The sequence below is a fragment of the Myroides sp. N17-2 genome (assembly GCF_002286775.1).
Taxonomy (GTDB): domain Bacteria; phylum Bacteroidota; class Bacteroidia; order Flavobacteriales; family Flavobacteriaceae; genus Flavobacterium.
In genome coordinates this window covers 66,670-84,962 of the sequence record NZ_NSGJ01000013.1, presented here as the reverse complement: position 1 = coordinate 84,962, position 18,293 = coordinate 66,670, and the positions used below count along the sequence as shown (strand labels likewise).

At 34.5% G+C, this 18,293-nt stretch carries 19 protein-coding genes and 1 pseudogene; 4 read left to right on the top strand and 16 right to left on the bottom strand.

Annotated features, from left to right (window positions below):
* Positions 1-298: 298 nt before the first annotated feature.
* From apaG to hxpB, 3 genes are read right to left on the bottom strand one after another with little or no spacing between them, the layout of a single operon-like run.
* Positions 299-694: a Co2+/Mg2+ efflux protein ApaG gene (apaG, locus tag CF599_RS07500; RefSeq protein WP_121965422.1), complete on the bottom strand. Its 396-nt coding sequence runs from the start codon at positions 692-694 to the stop codon at positions 299-301.
* A 55-nt stretch (positions 695-749) separates the two neighbouring features.
* Complete coding sequence (locus tag CF599_RS07495) at positions 750-2,000, bottom strand: DUF5103 domain-containing protein (RefSeq protein WP_121965421.1); 1,251 nt, start codon at positions 1,998-2,000, stop codon at positions 750-752.
* Positions 2,001-2,040: 40 nt separating this feature from the next.
* Positions 2,041-2,709 (bottom strand): hexitol phosphatase HxpB, encoded by a 669-nt coding sequence (hxpB, locus tag CF599_RS07490; RefSeq protein WP_121965420.1) that lies wholly within the window; start codon positions 2,707-2,709, stop codon positions 2,041-2,043.
* A gap of 284 nt (positions 2,710-2,993) precedes the next feature.
* Here hxpB and CF599_RS07485 point away from each other — a divergent pair, with 284 nt between their 5' ends.
* Positions 2,994-3,740 (top strand): hypothetical protein, encoded by a 747-nt coding sequence (locus CF599_RS07485; RefSeq protein ID WP_121965419.1) that lies wholly within the window; start codon positions 2,994-2,996, stop codon positions 3,738-3,740.
* Positions 3,741-3,790: 50 nt separating this feature from the next.
* Here the strand turns inward: CF599_RS07485 and CF599_RS07480 are convergent, their stop codons facing one another.
* A complete protein-coding gene (locus CF599_RS07480; RefSeq protein WP_121965418.1) occupies positions 3,791-4,555 on the bottom strand; it encodes a class I SAM-dependent methyltransferase in 765 nt (254 codons plus the stop codon).
* A gap of 16 nt (positions 4,556-4,571) precedes the next feature.
* Positions 4,572-5,390, bottom strand: coding sequence for a type I methionyl aminopeptidase (gene map / locus CF599_RS07475; protein WP_121965417.1), 819 nt, complete (start codon positions 5,388-5,390; stop codon positions 4,572-4,574).
* A 144-nt stretch (positions 5,391-5,534) separates the two neighbouring features.
* Between map and CF599_RS07470 the strand changes: the two genes are divergently transcribed.
* The 3 genes and pseudogenes from CF599_RS07470 to CF599_RS20065 all read left to right on the top strand — a co-directional run.
* Positions 5,535-6,809: an acetyl-CoA hydrolase/transferase family protein gene (locus tag CF599_RS07470; protein ID WP_121965416.1), complete on the top strand. Its 1,275-nt coding sequence runs from the start codon at positions 5,535-5,537 to the stop codon at positions 6,807-6,809.
* An 85-nt stretch (positions 6,810-6,894) separates the two neighbouring features.
* Positions 6,895-7,626 carry a pirin family protein gene (locus tag CF599_RS07465; RefSeq protein ID WP_121965415.1) on the top strand — a complete coding sequence of 244 codons (732 nt, stop codon included), beginning with the start codon at positions 6,895-6,897 and terminating at the stop codon, positions 7,624-7,626.
* 323 nt (positions 7,627-7,949) lie between these two features.
* Positions 7,950-8,234, top strand: a pseudogene (locus tag CF599_RS20065) (energy transducer TonB); the annotation flags it as partial.
* 53 nt (positions 8,235-8,287) lie between these two features.
* Here CF599_RS20065 and CF599_RS07455 read toward each other — a convergent pair.
* The 11 genes from CF599_RS07455 to CF599_RS07405 form a co-directional block, all read right to left on the bottom strand.
* Entirely contained in the window at positions 8,288-9,346 is a 1,059-nt protein-coding gene (locus CF599_RS07455) for a pseudouridine synthase (RefSeq protein WP_121965414.1), read from the bottom strand.
* Between the two features lie 79 nt (positions 9,347-9,425).
* A complete protein-coding gene (locus CF599_RS07450; RefSeq protein WP_121965413.1) occupies positions 9,426-10,349 on the bottom strand; it encodes a geranylgeranylglycerol-phosphate geranylgeranyltransferase in 924 nt (307 codons plus the stop codon).
* A 60-nt stretch (positions 10,350-10,409) separates the two neighbouring features.
* Positions 10,410-11,348 (bottom strand): mevalonate kinase, encoded by a 939-nt coding sequence (locus tag CF599_RS07445; protein WP_121965412.1) that lies wholly within the window; start codon positions 11,346-11,348, stop codon positions 10,410-10,412.
* Positions 11,349-11,421: 73 nt separating this feature from the next.
* Entirely contained in the window at positions 11,422-11,775 is a 354-nt protein-coding gene (locus tag CF599_RS07440; RefSeq protein ID WP_121965411.1) for a cysteine-rich CWC family protein, read from the bottom strand.
* Between the two features lie 8 nt (positions 11,776-11,783).
* Positions 11,784-13,217, bottom strand: a complete 1,434-nt coding sequence (locus CF599_RS07435; RefSeq protein WP_121965410.1) for a COG3014 family protein — start codon at positions 13,215-13,217, stop codon at positions 11,784-11,786.
* A gap of 15 nt (positions 13,218-13,232) precedes the next feature.
* Complete coding sequence (locus tag CF599_RS07430; RefSeq protein ID WP_121965409.1) at positions 13,233-13,826, bottom strand: penicillin-binding protein activator LpoB; 594 nt, start codon at positions 13,824-13,826, stop codon at positions 13,233-13,235.
* Between the two features lie 37 nt (positions 13,827-13,863).
* Positions 13,864-14,268, bottom strand: coding sequence for a hypothetical protein (locus CF599_RS07425; RefSeq protein ID WP_121965447.1), 405 nt, complete (start codon positions 14,266-14,268; stop codon positions 13,864-13,866).
* Between the two features lie 61 nt (positions 14,269-14,329).
* Positions 14,330-15,415: a diphosphomevalonate/mevalonate 3,5-bisphosphate decarboxylase family protein gene (locus tag CF599_RS07420; protein ID WP_121965446.1), complete on the bottom strand. Its 1,086-nt coding sequence runs from the start codon at positions 15,413-15,415 to the stop codon at positions 14,330-14,332.
* A gap of 133 nt (positions 15,416-15,548) precedes the next feature.
* Entirely contained in the window at positions 15,549-16,235 is a 687-nt protein-coding gene (locus tag CF599_RS07415) for a hypothetical protein (RefSeq protein ID WP_121965408.1), read from the bottom strand.
* Positions 16,236-16,252: 17 nt separating this feature from the next.
* The gene (locus tag CF599_RS07410) at positions 16,253-16,924 is read right to left on the bottom strand and encodes a hypothetical protein (RefSeq protein WP_121965407.1); all 672 of its coding nucleotides are present in this window, start codon (positions 16,922-16,924) and stop codon (positions 16,253-16,255) included.
* Between the two features lie 891 nt (positions 16,925-17,815).
* The gene (locus tag CF599_RS07405) at positions 17,816-18,292 is read right to left on the bottom strand and encodes a PH domain-containing protein (RefSeq protein ID WP_121965406.1); all 477 of its coding nucleotides are present in this window, start codon (positions 18,290-18,292) and stop codon (positions 17,816-17,818) included.
* Between the last annotated feature and the right edge of the window lies 1 nt (position 18,293).

Genomic DNA, 18,293 nt, shown 5'->3' with positions numbered 1-18,293 from the left:
CAACTCTAGTTCCTTGCTGAAAACATGAGGTATCTCTGCATATTTCCTCTAAAAACAGCCTTTTATCCGAACAATTGTTCTTCCATTCCTCAACCAATATTCAATCATTTTTAATCCCAATCAATTCAATATATTGATAAACTTCAAAAAGAAGTACACACACCTTTATGATTACTTAGACAAATCTCTCATAAACAAGCATAAAAAAACCTACCAAGTTACATTGATGCATCTTGATAGGTATCTTAAAATCTCAAATATAAATTATCGCCCTATGAAAGCGAAGAAATCTCTTATTTTAGTTTAGTACAAAAGGAGCTGAAAGTTTAAAACTAGGTATCTCAGCTCTAAAATAACCTTCATTACTCATGTTCATAACTTCATAACATCCACGCATTGCCCCAAGTGGAGAGTTAAGCACACATCCACTACTATATGTGTAGCTAGCTCCTGGTTCTATAATAGGCTGCTCACCTACTACACCTTCACCATGCACTACTTTCACACTATTAAGAGCATCATATATCTCCCATAAGCGCCCTTTTACTTGCACATAGTTAGCTGTATTATTTTCTATCGTTATATGGTATGAGAATGTATAGCACACTTTTTTAGACTTAAAAAAGCTACCCTCATAATCAGTCTTCACTGTTACCTTAATGCCCTTCGTCGTTTGTGAAATCATCTTTTCCATCTTGTTGTTCTACATTAATATTAAAACTCTTAACTCATTATAGCATATCCATTTTTTAATACACTATATTTTCAGCACTTGCCTCTCCTATTCCGATTACTCTATCGTATAACTCATTATTAGCACGATAATAAACTAACACTTGATACTTGTTAGTCGTTAACGCAAAATTACCATCTGGTGCTAACTCTGGACTTACTATACCTTTATGCAAAACTGTATAACTAAAGTTAGTAAACCCTTGTTTGACTAATAGCGTTTGTTCATAAGTTGCTTTTTCTTCATTATACATCATCTTATTTGACGGTATCAAAGCATAATCATTAAACATCCCTGTGACATAATAATCTAACCCACTCGGTGTATCTTCTTCTGGTTTATAACTAAAATAAACCCAACTATACTCTGCCTCAGTCTGTGCATTTCTGCCATTTATCGTTCTCGGATAAAAACTCCCATTGATATCGGGAAAGTATGTATACCCTTTATTCTTCCTACTTTCATTAGGATAGAGATAAGTGTTATAAATCCCATTATCTGTAGTGATAGAACCTATCATATTATTGACTTGCTTAATATCACTATTGTCAAAATTCAGAAACTGATTACCAGCCCAGAACTGTGTTTGTTCTTCATACTTATAGATAAGGTCATTACCCATCGTGTACTGTGGTTTGATATTATTTAAGAACGAATCCCATCTACCATTTTGGAATATCGCAATCTTGATATTCTGAATAGGATTCTGATATACTGCATCTCCTAAGGCCACTGTAAACTCCACATTCTGTTTCGTCTCAATATAATCTAAATTACGCGTTCGCTTGATCTGAATTGGAACATTCACTACACTCTCATAAAGAACAAACTTCCGCCTAATAACCACCTCATTATCTTGATTATATATCTCTAAAACATAGTTACCACTCTTTAATATTTTATAACGCGGAGTAGGTAAAGATATTCTATAATGTGTATAATTCTGCAGGGTATTAAATGAGTTTTCATAACCGAGAATCCGCTGTCTCTCTAATCCATCTATATACTCTATTTGCTTTAATTTAGTCGGTGTCCAATCATAATTATATCCAATAACCCGGTAGTAATAATCACTATCATCCCCATATAAATCATCAAACTCAAGTGTAAAACTATCCCCTAACTGAAAGAAAGGATTGACAGCTCTATTGTTACTCATAAAGCCAACAGTCTTGATATAATCCGCTGTAAAGTTCTGCGGTGCCTGTGCTTGCACACCGAACACCCCAATCAAACATAGGATTAAAAAAACTATCTTACTTCGCATAATTACTATTTTTAAACTTTGCTAAACTACCACCTTTATATTACTGCAAAAAAGATACAATTTTTTCGTTTAATAAAACCATGCTACTCAATTTAAAGTCAGCAATATCAAATCTCTCTTGATTATACTGCTCTTTATCAGGAATAGCGATGACGATCATATTTGCATTCTTACCTGCAGTAGCACCTGTAAATGAATCTTCTATAACAATGCACTCACTTGGTAAGCTACCTAGATTAGACGCCGCTCTTAGATATACATCTGGTGCAGGTTTTCCATGCTCCACGTGCTCTACAGATACAATTGTCTGAAAGAAATCACGAATCCCAAGACGTTCAAGTGCAGTATTAATCAATACCTCAGGCGAATTAGTTGCTAATCCTATCTTTATTCCTCTCTCTTTTAAGAACGTTAAAGTCTGTAATACCCCTTCTTTAATCTGCCCCTCAGCACGTATTAATTCTTTTACTCTATCTATGACAGCCTGTTCAACTTCTTCGATTGTTTTGCCCTCCCAAGGAAACATCTCATACCAAATTTCTGTCACTGCTCTAGTTGTCTTCCCTTGTGTCTGAAGTGCAATTTCCTCATCCCATATAGCACCTACCGAAGTAAATACTTCCTCTTCTGCTTGTTGCCAAAATCCCTCTGAGTCTATCAAGACCCCATCCATATCAAAAAGTACTGTTGTTATCTTTTTATTCTCCATAATCTTTCTAAATACGTACGAAGATAACCATTCGTCTACAGATAGAAAAAGAGTTTTTAAGAAGAAACATCTATTCTACTAAATACGTTTAAAACAAAAACAATGCCTGTTTTTATGTTTTTAACTAAATATGTAAAAATAAAACACATTACCCTTTAAAAAATGTATATATTCACATAAACTAACTAGATTTTTTTACTATCGAAACATTTATTGATGTATTTACTATAAGGTGTGCCAGTCTTGTCAGTTATTCAGTATACTACTAACCTAACTAGTGTCAAATGAGATATGAGATTGTAAATAAGATGTTATACATAGCGATTATAGTTTTACTTTACATCATAGCATACGAGTACTTATCTAATGGTCAACTAAACGATATAATCACTTCACCTCGATGGGTTTTACTTTCTTTAGGGCTTATAATTACAGGTATTGGTATATCTATAAATGGTGGTATTACTTGGTTATTAACAAGCTTTACTATACTAATGACCTTGAGAATTCCTAATCTGTATACCTTTTTAATCTTGTTTATATTCAGCCTAGCATTGTATAAATTTAAAGCCGCTAGATTAATTAATATACCCTTACATAAACCTCTCTATAAATATTTAGTAATACTTACCACTGCGGGGTTCTCGATAGCTTATATCCTAATAGTTAGAGCTACTGAATACGGCATACCAACTATACTAATAAGCTTCGCAGTAGGTTTAGTAACAGCATTCTTTACTTATATGTTCTATCCATCGATAGCTACAGTGATATATACGATGTACTTATACATCTATTATCCTACTCAAAAAAGCAACACAATACATATACATAACTTCAGCTATATGGTACATCGATATAAGGATAATATGCTAATCACACCTTACATCGCAAGTATATCTCTATCTAAAGAATCTAATGCGGAAGACTTGAATATATCTGCTATCACTTATTATTTTTTAAAACAAGGACGACCTCTGACAATCATTAAGTATAAGACGGACGGTAAGGGGAATTATGTGTTTTATTAGATGAAGTCAATTATACAGAAAGATAATAACCAGTCAGTGAATACAAACATTTACTTAAAACACACAGGGATAATCTCTCCTTCTGCTAGACAGTATTTAGTTACTTCTTCAGGAGTAAGTTTGTGTATAAAGTCTTCTTCTATAACGGTAAACCCGACAGTTCTAAGCTTGTCAAAATAGTCACGACCATAGACACGTACGTGGTCATACTGACCGAAGATAAGCGTGCGCTCTTTAGGATCTGTGATAGAATCATCTTGGAAGGTTACTGCTCTAGACATATCTTGTGGAATCTGAAATATTCCCATACCACCAGGTCTAAGGATACGATACAGCTCTTGCATCGCCTTCGTATCATCAGGAATATGCTCTAAGACGTGATTACACAGAATCATATCAAAGCTATTATCCGCAAAAGGCAGGTTACAGATATCTGCTTTCACATCTGCTAAAGGAGATTCTAAGTCAGTAGTAGTATAGTCTAGATTAGGTTGTTTCTTGAAGCGCTTATAGAACGCTTGCTCTGGTGCGAAGTGCAGTACTTTCTTAGGTGTACTAAAGAAGTCTGTCTCACGCTGTAAATAAAGCCATAAGAGGCGGTGTCTCTCTAGTGAAAGTGTACTAGGAGAAAGAACGTTATTGCGTTGCTTAGCATATCCATAAGGTAAGAAGGTTTTAAAACTCTTTCCATCAATAGGATCCGTAAAGGTATCCCCCTTAAGGTACCATGCCATAATAGGACGAACAACGTAACTCAACCGAATCAATATCGGTCGAGGTACAATGTTCAATATTGTTTTGAATAACTTCTTCATTAATAAGAATGAGTGATTAAAGAACTAATGCTTTAGCTCTAAACTCATCTTCTTCATTACTAGTGATACCTAATGCTTGATAGATATATTGGAATGTAGAAAGTAATTCTGGTTTACCGTTCACTAATGCCACATCGTGTTCGAAGTGTGCAGATGGTTTTCCATCACGTGTTACGATAGTCCATCCGTCATTAAGTTGTTTGATGTTACGAGTACCTAAGTTGATCATAGGCTCTATAGCTACCACCATACCTTCTACGAACTTCTTACCATTACCTGGTTTACCATAGTTAGGCATTTCAGGATCTTCGTGCATCTTAGTACCTAATCCGTGACCTACAAGCTCGCGAACGACAGTGTATCCTTCTTTCTCACAAAAGCGTTGGATAGCACTACCTACGTCTTCTACTCTATTTCCTAATTTGAATTGTCTAATACCTACGTATAGCGATTCTTTTGTAATCTGTAATAACTTTTTAGTAGCTGGATCTACATCTCCAATCTCGAATGTATAAGCGTGATCTCCATAAAATCCGTTCATCACTGTACCACAATCTACAGATACTATATCACCCTCTTCTAAAGGACGATTAGTAGGTAACCCGTGTACAATCTGTTCGTTCACACTAGTTAACAACGTAGAAGGACAACCATATAGGCCTTTAAATCCTGGTACTGCTCCGTGATCTCTAATAAATTCTTCAGCTTTTGCATCAAGCTCTAAAGTTGTTACTCCTGGTTTTAGCTCTGTAGCTATCATTCCTAATGTTTTAGAAACAAGCAATGCGCTCTGTCTCATCAACTCGATTTCTTCAAGAGTTTTTGGAATTATCATACCTTAAAATTTTATATCCTACAAAATTACACTATTACAACCAATGAAAAAATGATTATACCTACTTTTTGTTTGTCTTGTAGTTTGTAATGCTGTACATTTAAGGAAATCTACGTTAGATAAACCCAAAACACACACTAAGAAATGAATTACACAACTGCACAAGAAGCCGCTAAGCTTATTAAATCTGGTGACAGAATCTACGTACATGCCGTTGCATGCACTCCTAATCACTTAATAGATGCTATAGTAGAACGAGCGTCAGAATTAAGAAAAGTAGAGTTCTGTCATATCCACACATTAGGGAAAGCTCCTTATGCTGATCCGAAATATAGAGAGAGTTTTTTTGTGAATTCTTTCTTTACGGGTGGCAATGTTAGACATACCATTAGAGAGGGTAATGGTACATACACCCCTATATTCTTAGGTTCATTACCTGAAGCTTTTGACAGCGGTCTAGTGCATCTTGATGTAACTTTAATACAAGTATCACCTCCTGACGAACACGGATTCTGCTCTCTAGGTACTTCTGTAGAAGCGACACCTGCTGCGATACGTTCTTCAAAAATCGTTATTGCCCAAGTGAACAAATATATCCCTCGCACTTTCGGTGATGCAGCTCTGCATGTCTCTAAAATAGATGTATTAGTAGAGCATCATACTCCACTATTAACAGAGTACAGCGACAGCTTCGATGATATAGAAGATAAAATAGGTGGATATATCGCTGAACTGATAGAAGATGGTAGTACCTTACAGATGGGGATCGGTTCTATCCCAGAGGCTGTATTACAAAAACTGAGAAATCACAAGTACTTAGGATTGCACACAGAGATGTTCGCTGATGGAGTAATTGATTTGATTGAAGCAGGAGCATTAGATTGTTCTAAACAAGTATCTTCTAATAATAAAGCTATATCGACATTCTGTGTTGGTACAGAGCGTATTTATAAATACCTAGATAACAATCCTTTTTTTGAATTTAAAGAATGTTCTTATACGAATGATCCATTCATTATTCGTCAGAATCCAAAGACAATAGCTATTAACTCTGCTGTAGAAATAGACCTAACAGGACAAATATGTGCTGACTCTATCGGCCCTAATATTTACTCAGGAGTAGGTGGACAAGTAGATTTTATGCGTGGAGCTACTCGTAGTAAAGGAGGTAAAGCGATTATAGCTATGTCTGCCACAACCAAAAAAGGAGGCAATAAGATAGTGCCTTTTCTAAAAAACGGTGCAGGCGTAGTCACTTCGCGTGCCCATGCACAATTCATTGTGACAGAGTACGGAGTAGCTGATCTAAGAGCTAAATCTATAGTAGATCGTGTACATGCCTTGGCAAATATTGCTCATCCTGACTTTAGAGAAGATATATTAAGAGAATACTTTGACGCCACTAGAAATAAACAGTAAAACACTAATAACTAGAGTTCTTAACCTACATTAAGGGTAATAACGTGTAGTGTTTCTTATCTTTGTAATACAAAATAATAAAGCTATGAACACAAAAATATTATACACAGCAGACAGTAGAGGTTACGCTAATCATGGATGGCTAAAATCTCATCACACCTTTAGTTTCGCTAACTATAGAAATAATGACAGAGTACATTTTGGAGTACTACGTGTACTTAATGATGACAATGTAGCTGCAGGAATGGGCTTCGGTACTCACCCTCATGACAATATGGAGATTATCTCTATTCCGTTATCAGGAAGTATATCTCACAAGGACAGTATGGGAAATGGAACAATCGTTAATGAAGGAGAGATCCAAGCAATGAGTGCAGGTACAGGCGTTCAACACAGTGAGTTTAATCCTAATGAGAATCAGGATAGTCAATTCTTACAGATATGGATATTTCCAGATACGTTAAATGTAAAGCCTCGTTATGACCAGATAAAACTAAATAAAGAAGACAGAGTAAATCAATGGGATCAAATTCTATCTCCTAATGCAGATGATAAAGGAGTATGGATTCATCAGAATACTTGGTTTCATATGACGGACTTAGAACAAGGTAAAGAACTTGCCTATGAACTAAAAGACAAATCAAATGGGGTGTTTATGTTCGTTCTAGAAGGTGATATCACATTAGGAAACGATGTCTTACACAGAAGAGATGCTATAGGTTTTGACGGTGAAGATACTTTCACTATTAAGGCTAATGAGAATAGCCAAGTGTTACTTATGGAGATCCCAATGGAACTTCCGAGTTACTTACAATAATAAGATAATTACAATAAATATACTGAAGTGAACAGACATTCGTTTGTTCACTTTTTTTATCACAATAAACAACCACACATATCTAACTCGCTAATATTTAGCTATCTTTACTTGTAAAAGAAAAAGAAATGATTAGAAGAATACTACTATTGAGCTTGCTATTAATGACTGCATTTGCTTGTAAAATGGAGGAAAAAGAATACAAAATACAGGATGATGATAAAGTCACAGCTCCGAAAAAAGAACCTAAGAAAGAAGAGCCTACACCTCCTGTGTCAGAAACCCCCAAAGAATATAAACACAACAATGAAGTAGATAAAAACGCGGAATATCCAGGAGGTATGTCTGCTTTTAATAGGCAGTTTATCTCTAGATTTAGAACACCTGATATAGATGGAAGCGTTAAGCGAATACAAGTAATCATACAGTTTATAGTTGAAGCAGATGGTAGTCTTACTGATATAAAAGCAGTTCGAGATCCAGGATATGGCGCAGGTAAAGAAGCTATTAGAGTACTTAATAGTATGCCTAAGTGGCATCCTGCAGAACTTGATGGCAAAAGAGTTAGATCACAGTTCACCCTACCTATAACGATACAAGTACAGTAACTACCAATAAAAAAGCTCGCTATCATCTAGCGAGCTTTATATATATCGTAATCTTATTTACTATTCTTAAGGTTTCTTACTTCCTCTTCACTTAAGTGTCTCCACTTTCCTCTAGGAAGGTTCCACTTTGTTAATGGACCATACATCACACGGTCTAACTTGATAACATTATAACCTAAAGACTCAAAGATAGCACGTACTAACTTCACGTTAGATGCTTTCAGTTTAATACCTACTTCAGTCTTAGGTTGGTCATCTACATAAGATACTTCTTCAGCGAATACACGACGTTCGTCGATATACACCCCTTTTTGTACTTTCTCTAAGTCCTCATATTTTAAGTTCTTATCTAAAGATACGTGGTATAATTTAGAAGAACGTTGATCTGTAGAGTTTAACTTCTGTAATAAGTTAGTATCATTCGTGAACAACAATAAACCAATAGTTGTTTTATCCATTCTTCCGATTGGCACTAATGGGTATTTAGATGCACCTTTAATTAATGACAGTACATTATCTTCAGTGATGATTGGCTCATTAATTGTAGCAAAACCTTTTGGTTTGTTTAATAACACATAAGTCAGTTTCTCCGGAGTAAGAATAGTTCCGTCAAAGTTAACTACATCAGTCTTCTTTACTCTATATCCTAACTCAGTGATAACTTCACCATTTACCTTAACATTACCTGATACGATGTAGATGTCTGCCTCACGACGTGAGCATATACCAGAGTTACCAATATATTTATTTAAACGCAATTCGTCAGAATCCTTAGGAGCATTTTTTACTCTTGGTTTACTATCGTATTTCTTAGTAGTATTTGCGCTAAATGGTTTTTTACCATCTTTATTAGCGAAAGACTTCTTGTTTGTATCATTATCTCCATACGTCTTTTTAGCTCCTTCTTTAGATCCAAAAGACTTGTTATTATCATTATCTCCATACGTCTTTTTAGGCCCTTCTTTAGGTCCAAAAGACTTCTTATTACTATCATTCCCACCATACGTCTTTTTAGTTCCTCCTTTAGAACCAAAAGACTTCTTACCCGCTGTATTTTTACTACCTGAGCGATTCGATTTATTATTTCCTGAACTCGACTTACCGTTATTCATATCAAAAGATTTTTGCAAAGATAGTTTTATTCTATGCATTAATTAATATAACTTTAAAAGTTTACATAACTTTTAGACTTTACAACGTTTCTTCTAGCAACACTTTACCACTAATCAGTACATCCGGATCTATTAAAACAATAGAAAACACGCCTAATAGAATCAATATTTTCAAACTAATATGTAGACTGTGGTATTGTGTTAAATTTTTTGATGTCCATAATCTATATAAGAATAATATTAAGACAACAATACTTAAATAGAAGTAATACACCATATACCCAAGGTTATCTCTACTCACTAAAAAGTAAATAGGGATCAATGTCAACAAAGTAACGAAAGTAATTACCTCCTTTGCCTTCTTCTCTCCAAAACGCACAGGAATAGTCTGATAGTCATTCGCAAAGTCGCCTTTTATATTCTCCATATCTTTAATCAACTCACGTATTAGAATGATCAAATACAAAAAAGCAGCATGTAAAAAGATAGAAGGATAATAAAATCTAAAGTGCATCAATATACTAAAGAAAGGCAATATCGCTAACAATGAAGCTGTAAGGTTACCAATAATAGGAAACTTCTTTAACTTATGTGAATAAAACCACAATAGGAAAATATAAATAGAAAAGAAAGCGGATGCATACCATGATACAGCAAACACTATCCCTACTGCAAAAAAATTAAGTGCAAAGTATACTCTTAATTTAGTAGCCTGACTGACTAGCCGATCTACCATAGACTTTATCGGTCTATTGATCAAATCTTTCTCAGCGTCATAAAAGTTATTGATGATGTATCCACCAGCGATCGCTAGCGAAGATCCAAAGATGATCAAAAACAACTTCCAATCAAGGATCACATCTAATGCTCTTAGTTGTGGAGCAAAAATAAAAATAGAAGCTAAGTACTGAGCTACTACTATAATAAAAATGTTATAACCCCTCACCACTGAGAACAAGCTAAATATTTTCGCTAAGAGCAATTTACTTTTCCTAGACAACATCTCTCTTGTATCAATTTATTTTCGCATTAGCGAAAGGTTATAACATTTACTTAATTCCTATTAGAATTGGTAAACCACTTCTAATTTATATTCTTTTAATGATTCTTTTGCTTTATCAATGTCAGGAGTAAATCCTAAGATATAACCTCCTCCACCTGATCCACAAAGTTTCAAATAGTAATCATTTGTCTCGATTCCCTTTTGCCAAACACTGTGAAATTGCTCAGGAATCATAGGTTTAAAATGATTAAACACTACATTAGATAACAACTTCGTATTACTAAATAATGACTTCACATCTCCTTTTAAGAAGTTCTCTACACAAGCGTCTGTGTATTTTACAAACTGATCTTTAAGCATCTGACGGAAACCTTGATCTTTTAAGCTTTCCATAAAAATTGTAATCATAGGCGCTGTCTCTCCAACAATTCCTGAATCAATCAAAAACACTGCTCCTTTACCGTCCACACTTTGTGACGGAATACCCGCAGGCTCGATATTATCTTTTGAATTAATTAAGATAGGCAGGCTAAGGTAACTATTTAAGGGGTCTAATCCTGAACTAGTACCATGAAAGAAAGACTCCATCTTACCAAAGATTCCTTTTAACACTAAAAGTTTGTCTTTTGTAAGGTTCTCTAATACAGTGATTTTATCTTGTGCATATTGATCGTAAATAGCCGCTACTAAAGCTCCGCTACTCCCCACACCATATCCTTGAGGAATACTTGAATCAAAGTACAATCCTTGTTCTATCTCTGTATTTAATCGCTCTAAATCAAACGTTACTAATGAAGGATCTTGCTCTTGCATATCACATAGATACGCTGCAAAGTTCTTCAAACTCTGATTAGATTTTAATGCCACTCCTTCCAAGTTCTCAGACATCTTTAATGCTCCCTTATAAAAATTATAAGGAATAGATAATCCTTTAGAGTCCTTGATAATTCCATATTCTCCAAAAAGAAGAATCTTCGAATAAAATAATGGTCCTTTCATAGCTGTTATTATAAATTCTCGATGCAAAAATACACATAATATCCGCTCGCACCTTTTTTAATGTCCTTATTTTTTATAAATACCTGTTTTTGAACCCATAAACACAATGTCTACATCCATTTTGACAACACTGTCCTTTCATCATATGATACAGTTCTGTAAACACAAAATATTCATTCTCCATATAATAATGAACTCCCTCTTCCATCTCACTTCTGCGTTTAGGTAATTCCTTTCCCTTACACGTGTGAATCATCTGATCAAACTTTGTTAAACAATCATTACACAAACACTTGTGAAATGACCCTGCCAAAAAAACACGTGTATCATTCGATATACTCACTTTCGTACAGTCACATTGTTTAATATCATCTGTATTACATACAATAGCTACTTTACAGTGCGTACACACTCTATTCTCACTCATAATCTATATTACTTCATTGTAGTGATATTAAAGAACTGCATATCACCGTTTGCTTCTAATTCTACAACACCATCTACCACTTGTCCATTAGCGCGTGTTTTTGAAACTTTTACACTGTTTTTTCCAATTTCTAAAGGAATACGAACATAATTAATCTGCGCAGGTAATGTCTGCCAGTTACGGGTATCTGCCTTTTCAGAAAACATGTTAAATAATTGTACACCTAATCCGATTCCTTCTAATATTGCATTAGCATCACTATCCTTACTAGTTGACCTAGCAGCAGCTTTCACTGCATATTCAGCAGCTTTCTTGACTGCCACTCTAGTCAAAATCTTTCCTAATTCCTTACCAGCTCTCTCTTTTAAAGTCAAAACAGCTAAAGCATCTAAATCTTGTGCTTTTTCAAACGGCAGAACTTTAGAATCTTTTACTGTAACAGTTGCTCCAGTATAAGGCAAAGGCTGAACGATATATTTTGGGTAAGCAATATTGACACTGTGAATATCACTCAAATTCGTCTTACCTGCAATACCAAAATCTAGCGGAATTACAAATCCCAACGCATTAGTAAACACTAACGCCCCAGAATCACCTTTTGCTAATGTGAAGAATAAATTTTCTTGTTCTTTAACAGGAGCTCTTCCGTTCTCCCAAAAAACCACCACATCACCACCACTACTCACAGGTACATCTTTTAACTTCAAGTTAAACTCTTTTTCATACTTCGCTACATCACCCGCAAACCCCATTTTAGAAGCCATACGCATGACATCATACTTTAAAGTAGTGGGCATTTTCACACCATAATACACTCCATTAGCAGATTGATATGTTTCTACAGCATTTCTATATGCAATAAAAGCATCATTATAATTTTTGTTTTGCTCATAGATAAGCCCCTGCAAATTCAGAGAGAATGCATCTTTAGAATAACGTGTCGCTTTATCATTATACTTATCTCCTTGTTCATAGTTCTGTAAGGAGATACGTCTAGCCTCTACTATTGCTTCATTGGTCTGACCAAGATACATATAGTTTAAAGCCTTATAGTAATGAAGCATAAATATCTCAAACTCTTCTCCCTTATAATTTTGAGACATGGAATTTAAGAATAAACCAACTGCTATATCTCCTGTAGTAGATAATCCATCCTCTACTAGCAAATCTGCTTGATTAAAATATTTATTACTTGCTTCGTATTCCCCTTTTAGGTGTGCTACTTTCCCTTTCTCCATATAAAAAAGCAATAGATTTCGAGGCTTTTGTAACAAAGCATTCTTATCTAAGGCCTTCTCAGCAAGATCAAACTCAGAGGAACCTACTTTCTGATAATAGTCTGTTATCCTATCGTGATAAGAAGCACATCCAAACACGAAAAACATCATTGCATAAAGCAATGATGTTTTTATAACAGAATATATGGTTCTACTTGAAACCATCTATTTTCCTTTAAATTAGTTTTTTACGTACTTAGCGATCTTTTTCTCACCTATCCAAACTACTTCATTTGTTTGAATATTAGTCAACTCTAAGTTAACTTGGTAATAAACCACTTTTTTCTTCTTGTGTGCATCTACGATAGAGTTAATAGAACCTTGTAACATAAAGTCAGCTCCTTGCTCTAAACCGAATTGTTTCATAGAAGATGAAGAAGCGTTTGTTTGTTGGTCAGCACGCTCACCACGTAGTTCTTCACGTTTCTTTCCACCTTGTACTAAACGAACTCTTTGAGAACGAATAAAAGCTTGCTCCACATCTTTTACGAAAGTTTCTGCTTCGATATGCTCATGGCTTTTATTGTATACCATCCCCACAATAACCACAGGTTTCTTACTTGCATTCTCTTCACGGAAATTAGAGATCCATTCTTCTTCTAATATCTGTCTAGTCATTTGATCAGCCACCTCTCTTGAGTCTGAGTTATTCCATCTACCACTGATATCAATAGTGTCTTCAGTACTTACTCTTGTTACTTGACGACCACATGATGTGATAACTAATCCTGATACAGCTAATACTGTAGCTAATGCTATACGTTTAATTTGCATAATCCTGTTTTTATTTTTCATATTGTGTTTTCAATTCCTAGATAGAGAACCACCAGTTCCCTGTTCTAAAGCCTACTTGAGGTCTCCAGTTATTCCAGTTACTCCATCCTGAGTTATATCTATTATAGTTATTACCATAATATCCACTATCATAGCTAGAGTAGCTTCTACCATACTTAGCACGAGCCATACGTTCCTCGTGTTTCCACTCTCTTTTTTGAGCTTTGCGTTCCATTTTAGCCTCATACCAATCATACGCCTTATAAGTATCTTGTACAGTTGTACTCAAAGTAGCTGTCAGCGAATCTTTCACTGCCATATACTTCACCATACTTACTCTATAATTAGGGTTTTGATCAGGCGCTAACTCTTGCGCATAAGTTGCTTGACTAAATAGTAAGCTACCTATTGCTAAACCAAAAATTGTCATTAACTTTTTCATATCTCCAAATTTTAAGTTCTCAATATGCAATTAGCATACCGTAGTATAAAATTACAAAAAATTATTTAATTAATAATGATCCTGTACCTATTTCGTCATCTATATACTGCTCATTTTGACAATACTGAGCCAAATCTTGTCTGATAAATGTCTGTACGAAGTCTTTATCACCCATTGGGTATAACACGTGGACATTTGCCCCAGCATCTAATGTAAAGCACACAGGTATAGATGTTTTTTCTCTAAACTCCCATATTTTCTCAATAATCTGAAGTGTATTAGGCTTCATCAAGATAAAATAAGGCATCGAAGTCATCATCATTGCGTGTAATGTTAGCGCTTCACTCTCTACTAACGCCATAAATTCAACTAAATTACCCTCTACCAATATATTTTTCAACTTAGCCAAATTCTCATGTGCTTGACTAAAACGTTGCTCAGCATAAGGGTGATTGTGCATTAGATCATGCCCAACAGTACTTGATACTTTTTTCTCACCTTTATCAACAAGTAAAATTGTATCACAGTAATTCTTAAACACAGGGTGTACCTCATATGGAAATTCTATACCATATAAATCCGAGCTACCTGTAATATCAGCTTGTTCTCCCCACACCACTACACTACCTGTAATACTTCTACACGCACTTCCAGAGCCCAAACGCGCTAAGAAAGAAGCCTTCTGATTAAAGTATTCAACAGTCATATCTGCGTTTAACAACTTTTCTAATGACATAATATTTACGGCCATAGCCCCCATACCTGAAGCAGAAGATGCTATACCCGAACTATGTGGAAAAGTATTCTTAGTATCTATAATGAAGTGATAATTTTCTATATAAGGACAGTACTTTACTATTCTCTCGAAGAACTTCTGAATCTTTGGTTTAAAATCTTCCTTAGGTTGTCCCTCAAACAAAAGATCAAAACTTATCCCTTTATCAGATTTTGCCTTATATATTAACGATGTCTCTGTCTTACAATTATTCAAGGTAAAACTCAACGACGGATTCGCAGGTATCTGATTATCTTTCTTTCCCCAGTACTTAACTAATGCTATATTACTAGGCGTACCCCATGAGAAACCACCCTCCATAGCCAAATTAACATCTACTGATCGGTCAAAAATAAAGTCTTCTATATTCATCATTCTGTTATTTCTATGACACAAAAATAACATCTTTTATTGATAGCTACTTCATTCTTTAAGAAAGTTATATTCTAAAACCGTTCGAATACAACAAAAGCTAATGATCTATCTCAAAATCACTAGCTCCTTTTTATATCAAATTCATTATCAAAATTACCAAAACCGCTATCCAATGAAATAAGATCATATACCAAAACTTCTTCTTACTTGGACTCGCCATTTCTCGAATAGCATTAATAACTCTGTCTTTAATTATCTCACGGATATTTAACTTTGGATCATTAAAGGGAATATCGTCTACACTCAGCTTTTTAAATCCATAAATTAGCATCTTCTTAATCCACTTATTCTCGCTTTGATTTTTAATATTATTGACAATCTGCATTTGTACCAAGGAAAAGTCAAATCCCTTCTGCACCCAGTTCTGTTTATCAGCCACAGAAGTATCACTAATAACCTTATCTAATGCCTTATCAATTAAGGGATACAAAAGAGCTTCCCCTTTGTCATTTAACAATCTATTCGCTACCTTTTTAACAGCATACGAACTAGCCATAGAGAAAATAAAGTAATTACTAATCAATATCATGGTCAACGAAATACTCTGAATCGGAGCAATAACAAAGACCGCTAATAAAGCCATCAATCCTGCCGAACCACCTATATTACCAACTCCTAGATAGGGTCCATATATAAATAACAATAAACCTATAGCAAAAGAAAACACTGCACTAAATGAACCGACTATAAATATCTTAAGAAAACTACTTCCTCCTATAAAGGATAGTTTGGCTGCATACTTTATCTTATCTAACATATCCTATAAGTACATTATTATCTCATAAATGCTATAATCAAAATAGCTATCCAATGATATCCTATGATCATCCAGAAGAACTGCTTATCAGGTGTAGCAAAGTCTTTAATCCCTTGTATCACTCTTGTTTTTATTTCAGAACGCACATTAAACTTAGGATCATCAAAAGGGATATCATCTAACTTTAATTTAGAGAATCCTAGTACCAACAGGTATCTTAACCATTTATTATTCGTTTCTTGTTTTACATTATTAATCGTCTGAAGCTTCAAAACTGAATAATCCATACCGCGCTGTACCATATTCTGTTTCTCCGTTTCATCTATTCTACCCATCGTCTTATCCATCGCCTTATCCATAATAGGTTCTAAAAATGACTCGGCTTTATCATCTAAAATACGTCTAGCTACTTTTCTAAAAGCATACTGTGTCGAAAACGAAAACACAAAATAGATACTTATCAGCGTGATTAGTAACAATACTGAAAGGTAAGGTGAGTCTTTAATAAACGTACTGAAAGAACTTTCATACACTTCACCTGCTGCATTCGTACCACTCGCATTAGACAACAAGATAATACCTGTAATCAAACTTACTACTGCGCTAAACAAACCAAACACTGCAACCTTTATAAAACTAAACGCCCCAAAACCTGAGAGCTTTAATCCATACTTTACATTATCTATCATAAAAAGTAATTTTTAGATAAATATAACACATTATACAAACATATTTAACAATAAAACAAAACACATACATCAAAATAACGCACTCCTGCCTATCCCTATAATTACTACCCCCATAAATACGGTAAAATAAAAGGTCATCAACTCTCGCTAATGACCTTCTATACTTTATAACTTCTACAAGTAATTACTTGGCATAAATAAGTGTACTCGGATTATACGTCTTACTGAAGTTGTCTAGACTTCTATAAAAGAACTCTTTTTAAGTCTAACTCCTTCTTATACATTCTTTTTAAATTCGTAACTTTGTCTCAGATTCTATTTTCTATCTCGCTATAAATCAACAACTTTAATTCACCTAAGAATTATTCATTTATCTCAATAAAAAAGTAACCTCCTTATTTAGCAGTTCCAGCCAAAGAAGCTACTACATAACTTTGTATGAAAGTATATTGATAACATCGTGTATCCATATCGAGAGCATTAAAAATGCCGTTTTAATGGACTAGCTATGGACTCATTATGGACTCACTATGGACTCACTCGAACCAAAACTGCATAAAAATGCCTATTTCATCCTATTCACGTAAGTTCTGATTATTTTCAAATATTAGCCTCGAAGATTGGCCTAAAAAAAGTATTAAATTCTAATATTCAATACTTTGCAAATATACAAAATAAAAACTGACTATTTTGCTACTCTTTTGTTTTTTACTGTAGTTTTAAATTTATACAACTAGATTCAGTTAGAGATCCTAGTATTTGGGTTACATTCTATTTTTTATGTAGAGACAAATTTAGGGATGTACACATTTTATAAATCATTAATCACAAATACCAAAAAAGGTAGTAAAACTTGAGTTCTACTACCTTTTTCAATATTGTTAGTCTTGCTTAACGATACTTTTCTATTGCTTGTTTTATACTTGGTCGAAACTGTACACTTATATAGTCTTCTCCTGTTGGTGCACTAAACATAAACATAGGATTCTCAGGAAAACCTTCTGTAGTTCTAAATAAAACAAAATAACTCTTACCCGCCTTACCTGCTTCCATCCATTCGTTGAATTTATAATAATCAGGAAGTGAACGACGCTCACGTACCACAATCAATACATCCTTCACCTCATCCCAATTAAGATGCTTATTTTTTAGAGGGCTAACATAGGTAATCCCCGATTTATCAATATTTACTTTGATAAAAAAGCACTTGTAAATAAACACAATGAGTAAGAAAATCATAATCACACTCAGGGATATTGCCAATACATTACCAACCTGCATAAAGAATATAATCATCCCAAGGAATGGCAATAAACAGAATACTGACAGTAAGATCTTACTTGTCAAATTATAATAACTAAACCTCATC